Below are 4,501 nucleotides of genomic sequence, written 5' to 3'. Positions count from 1 at the left end.
CCGATCTGAACCTCGGCTGGTCCCGTCAGCGTATACCGCGTATAGCTTTCATGTGATTCCAGCTCCCGGATCTGGCAGGCCGTCGCTTCCCCCTGCGGACGTTCCAGATAAAACCGGTCGCTTTTCCCGTTATAAAACCGCTGTGACAAATATACAACTATTTTCCCGTAATCGTCCAGAAAAGCTTCCATGCTTGTATTCTCTTTCATACGTTCCCTCTTTTCTGATGTCGTCTTTTACTCGTATTGAAATTGCCTGTTCTTCTATTATAATGGACAAGCCCAGTCCACAACAAGCATTTCCCGCCGACTTTTTAAAGGAAAGCAAAAGAAAATCCCGCGTTTTTTGAAAAACACGGGAAGACTTCCTTATTTATCGTCGATCCGGACTGGTGTAATATGCCAGATTTCTGAAGCATACTGCTGGATTGTACGGTCAGAACTGAAATAGCCCGACTTCGCGATGTTGACCAGGCAGGATTTTGCCCACTGGCCGCGGTCGCCGTAGCGCCGCTGAATTTCTTCATGCGCCTTGACATAGCTGTCAAAATCCGCTAGCAACAGATATTCGTCGTTCTTATACATCAGTTCGTCGAAGATCAGCTTGAACTCGTCGTGATCTTCTGCCCAGGTGCCGTCCACCAGCGAATCGACCGCTTTTTTGATGCGTTCGTCGCCGTTGTAGTAATCCCAGGCGTTGTAGTTCTTCTTCAGTTCCGTCACCTGATCAACGGTTAAGCCGAAGATCACGTCATTCTCACGGCCGACGCGTTCGTCGATCTCGACGTTGGCGCCGTCCAGCGTGCCCAGCGTCACCGCCCCGTTCATCATGAACTTCATGTTGCCGGTACCGCTGGCTTCCTTGCCCGCCGTGGAAATCTGTTCGGACACATCCGCCGCGTTCATCAGCACTTCCGCGATGGATACGCTGTAATTCGGGATAAATACGACTTTTAACATCGAATTGACCGCCGGGTCGTTGTTGATCACATCGCCCAGACTGTTGATCAGCTTGATGACTTTCTTGGCGAAGTAATACGCCGGGGCCGCTTTGGCCGCGAAGATGAACGTCGTCGGCGTAATCGTAAACGACGGATCTTCCTTCATCCGCTGATAGAGGTAGATGATGTGCAGGGCGTTGAGCAGCTGCCGCTTGTAAGCATGCAGACGCTTAGCCTGGACGTCAAAGATGGAATTCGGATCGATCTCGACGCCGCAGCGGTCTTTGACCAGCTTCGCCAAGATTTCCTTGCGCTGACGCTTGATCTCCAGAAACTGATTCTGAATCGCCGGATCATCAACATACTCCATCAGCTTTTCAATTTCGTTGAGATCATACTCATAGCCCTCGCCGATCAGCTCGTCAAGCATTTTCCGCAGCTGCGGGTTGGAGTACAACAGCCAGCGGCGGTGCGTGATGCCGTTGGTCTTGTTATTGAACTTATCCGGGTACAGCCGGACAAAGTCGTGGAACAGATCGTTGATCAGAATGTCCGTATGCAGCTGCGCGACGCCGTTGACACTGTGGGAACCGACGACTGCCAGCGAAGCCATGTGGACCTGATCGTCTTTCAGGATCGCGACGCGGTAAGCCATGTCGCGCTCATACGGGAACTTCTCCGCGACTTCCTTTAAGAAACGGCGGTTGATTTCCTCGATGATCATATAAATTCTTGGAAGCAGCCGCTGCACGAAGGCAATCGGCCATTTTTCCAACGCTTCCGACAAGATCGTGTGGTTGGTGTACGCCATGACAGAGTTCGTGATCGCCCACGCGTGATCCCAATCGTAGTGATACTCGTCCATCAGAACGCGCATCAGTTCCGGAATCGCCAGCACCGGGTGGGTGTCGTTGAGCTGGATCGCGATCTTTTCACCGAGGTTGTCAAGCGTCGGATAAACGCGCAGATGCGAGCGGATGATCGACTTTACGCCTGCGGAAACAAAGAAATACTGCTGCTTCAGACGCAGGATCTTGCCATCGTCGGTCGAATCGTCCGGGTACACGTTCAGACAGATTTCCTGCAGCTCCTGTAAATACAGCCGGAAATCCTTATTGGTCGGGATGATATCGGAAGCCTCCGCAGACCATAAGCGCAGCGTGTTGGTCTCCTTGGTGCCATGACCGACCACCGGCATATCGTAAGGCACAGCGCGGATGTGTTCCGCATCGACATGATCGAAAATCAGTTCGCCGTTTTCATTTTTGCGCATTTCGACATGACCCCAGAACTTCACGTCGACCGCGCTCTTCGGTTTGCGGACTTCCCAGACGTTGCCCAGTTTCAGCCACTGATCCGGAACCTCCACCTGATAGCCGTTTTCGATCTTCTGGCGGAACAGTCCGTATTGATACCGGATGCAGTTGCCGTTGCCCGGCAGCTGCAGCGAAGCCAGCGAATCCAGGAAGCAGGCGGCTAAGCGGCCCAGACCGCCGTTGCCCAGACCCGCATCGGATTCCAGGTCTTCCAGCTCGTTGATGTCGATGTCCAGGTCCTGCAAGCCATCGCGAACAAGCTCATAAATGCCTAAGTTCATTAAATTATTGGTTAAAAGCCGGCCGATCAAGAATTCCATTGAAAAGTAATACATCTGCTTCGCTTCGTCGGCAGCGATCTTCTCTTTGGTTTCTTTCCAATGGATCCCCGCAAAATCACGGACCATCTCGCCCAGCACCATAAACCGTTCTGTCGGATGGGACTGTTCGACAGAGCGTCCGTAATTTTCTTCAATCCGTTTGGTGAATTCTTCTACGAATTCCTGTTTGTTATTGAACATAAAATTCCTCCCGCGTGTATTTTACCAGTTTTTCCCTAAAACGCAATCGCTTCCTGTTAATAAAAGCGGTTACTTCTTCATTTTTACCTAAAACAGCGTTACTATTCGTTTTTTCCTTTAATCCTGATTCCTGTTTAATCGGATCTTTTTCAAGAAAAGAGCCCCTGCAGCGAATTCCCCGATACTTCCGTGTGCTGCAGGGGCCATGCTTTTTTCCCTATTCGGTTTTCTTTCGGACGGTCGATTTTTTCTTTTTTACCGTAGTTTTCGCCGGTTCATCAACAGCCGCGGCTTTCTTCTCCGGTTTCTCCGCGCCTGCTTTTTCTGCCTTTTTTGCGGCTTTTTTCTTCGCCGCTTTCTTGCAGATCAACAGGATGCCCGCAAACGGTGCGACGCGGATGTCCAGCGATTGTTCAAAGTGATGCGCCGGCAGTGTTTCGGTCGCCACCGGTTTGAAGTTGCACATATTGCAGCCTTCGTAGATATCTTTTTCCGTATTGATCAGCTCGCTGTAGGATCCGGCCTGCGGCACACCGATCCGGAAATGTTCATAAGACGCCGGCGTCATGTTGAGCACGACGACCATGATATTTTGTTCATCTTCGCGATAATAGCTGTAAACGCTCTGATCGCCGTTGTCGGCGTCAATCCAGCGGAAATACTGATGATCATAATCATAGCGGCTCAGCGCCCGGTGATGGGAGTAAATCCGGCTGATATCCTGGAAATACCGCGCGAACGCCGCGTGACGGGAATACCCCAGTAAAAACCAGTCCATCTCGCGGGCTTCGTCCCATTCGCGGAACATGCCGATTTCATTGCCCATAAAGTTCAGCTTCTTGCCCGGATGGGTGAATTGATAGAGATAGAGGTTTTTGGCCTGCGCGAATTTTTGATCGTAGCTGCCCCACATCTTGTCGACAATCGTATGCTTGCCATGCACGACCTCGTCGTGGCTTAACGGCAGGATGAAGTGTTCGGAATAGAAGTAGGCCATCGAGAACGTCAGCTCGTTGTGGTGATATTTGCGGTAGATCGGATCGCGTCCGTAATATTTGAGGGTATCGTTCATCCAGCCCAGATCCCACTTATAATCGAAGCCCAGCCCCAGCTCGAGCGTCGACTTGGTGACCTTCGGATAATCCGAGGAATCCTCCGCAATCAACATGACCTCCGGATATTTCTTCGACAAATAATAGTTCTGACGGCGGATAAACGCAAGCGCACCCTCGTTGGTGCCGCGGTTCTTGTTGCCGCCCCAGTAGATGATGTTGCTGACGGCGTCGATGCGGATGCCGTCGATGTGGTACAGATCGCACCAGAACGAAGCCGAAGACATTAAGAAGCTGCGGACTTCTTCTTTCCACAAGTCAAAGTTCATCGTGCCCCATTCGCTGTGGGCGTCGTTGACATTCGGATATTCATACAGCGCTTCGCCGTCGAAGTAACGGAGTCCGTGACTGTCCTTGACGAAATGCACCGGAACCATGTCGAGGATAACGCCGATGTGCTGGCGGTGGCATTCGTTGATGAATTCCATCAGATCCTTGCACTGGCCATAACGGGAAGTACAGCTGAAATAACCGCTGGCCTGATATCCCCAGCTGCCGTCGAACGGATGTTCATTCAGCGGCATCAGCTCGATGTGCGTAAAACCGTGCTCCTTGACGTACGGAATCAGCTCCTTCATCAGCTCGCGGTAGCTTAGCCAATAAGGGCCGTTC

At 51.5% G+C, this 4,501-nt stretch carries 3 protein-coding genes; all 3 read right to left on the bottom strand.

The window, feature by feature from the left end:
* Positions 1–209 (bottom strand): hypothetical protein (locus HOLDEFILI_RS19495; protein WP_006057593.1); only part of this gene is annotated, 209 nt, incomplete at its 3' end.
* Positions 210–368: 159 nt separating this feature from the next.
* Positions 369–2,777, bottom strand: a complete 2,409-nt coding sequence (locus tag HOLDEFILI_RS01590) for a glycogen/starch/alpha-glucan phosphorylase (protein ID WP_006057592.1) — start codon at positions 2,775–2,777, stop codon at positions 369–371.
* Positions 2,778–2,994: 217 nt separating this feature from the next.
* A partial coding sequence (gene glgB, locus HOLDEFILI_RS01585; RefSeq protein WP_006057591.1) for a 1,4-alpha-glucan branching protein GlgB occupies positions 2,995–4,501 on the bottom strand: 1,507 nt, incomplete at its 5' end.

Origin of the sequence: Holdemania filiformis DSM 12042, assembly GCF_000157995.1 — a bacterium.
In the GTDB taxonomy this organism is placed as follows: domain Bacteria; phylum Bacillota_I; class Bacilli_A; order Erysipelotrichales; family Erysipelotrichaceae; genus Holdemania; species Holdemania filiformis.
This window is presented reverse-complemented; position numbering and strand designations above follow the sequence as displayed.

Coding starts and splice junctions, on each gene's coding strand:
- HOLDEFILI_RS01590 (WP_006057592.1), bottom strand. CDS start 2,777: ATGTTCAATAACAAACAGGAATTCGTAGAAGAATTCACCAAACGGATT.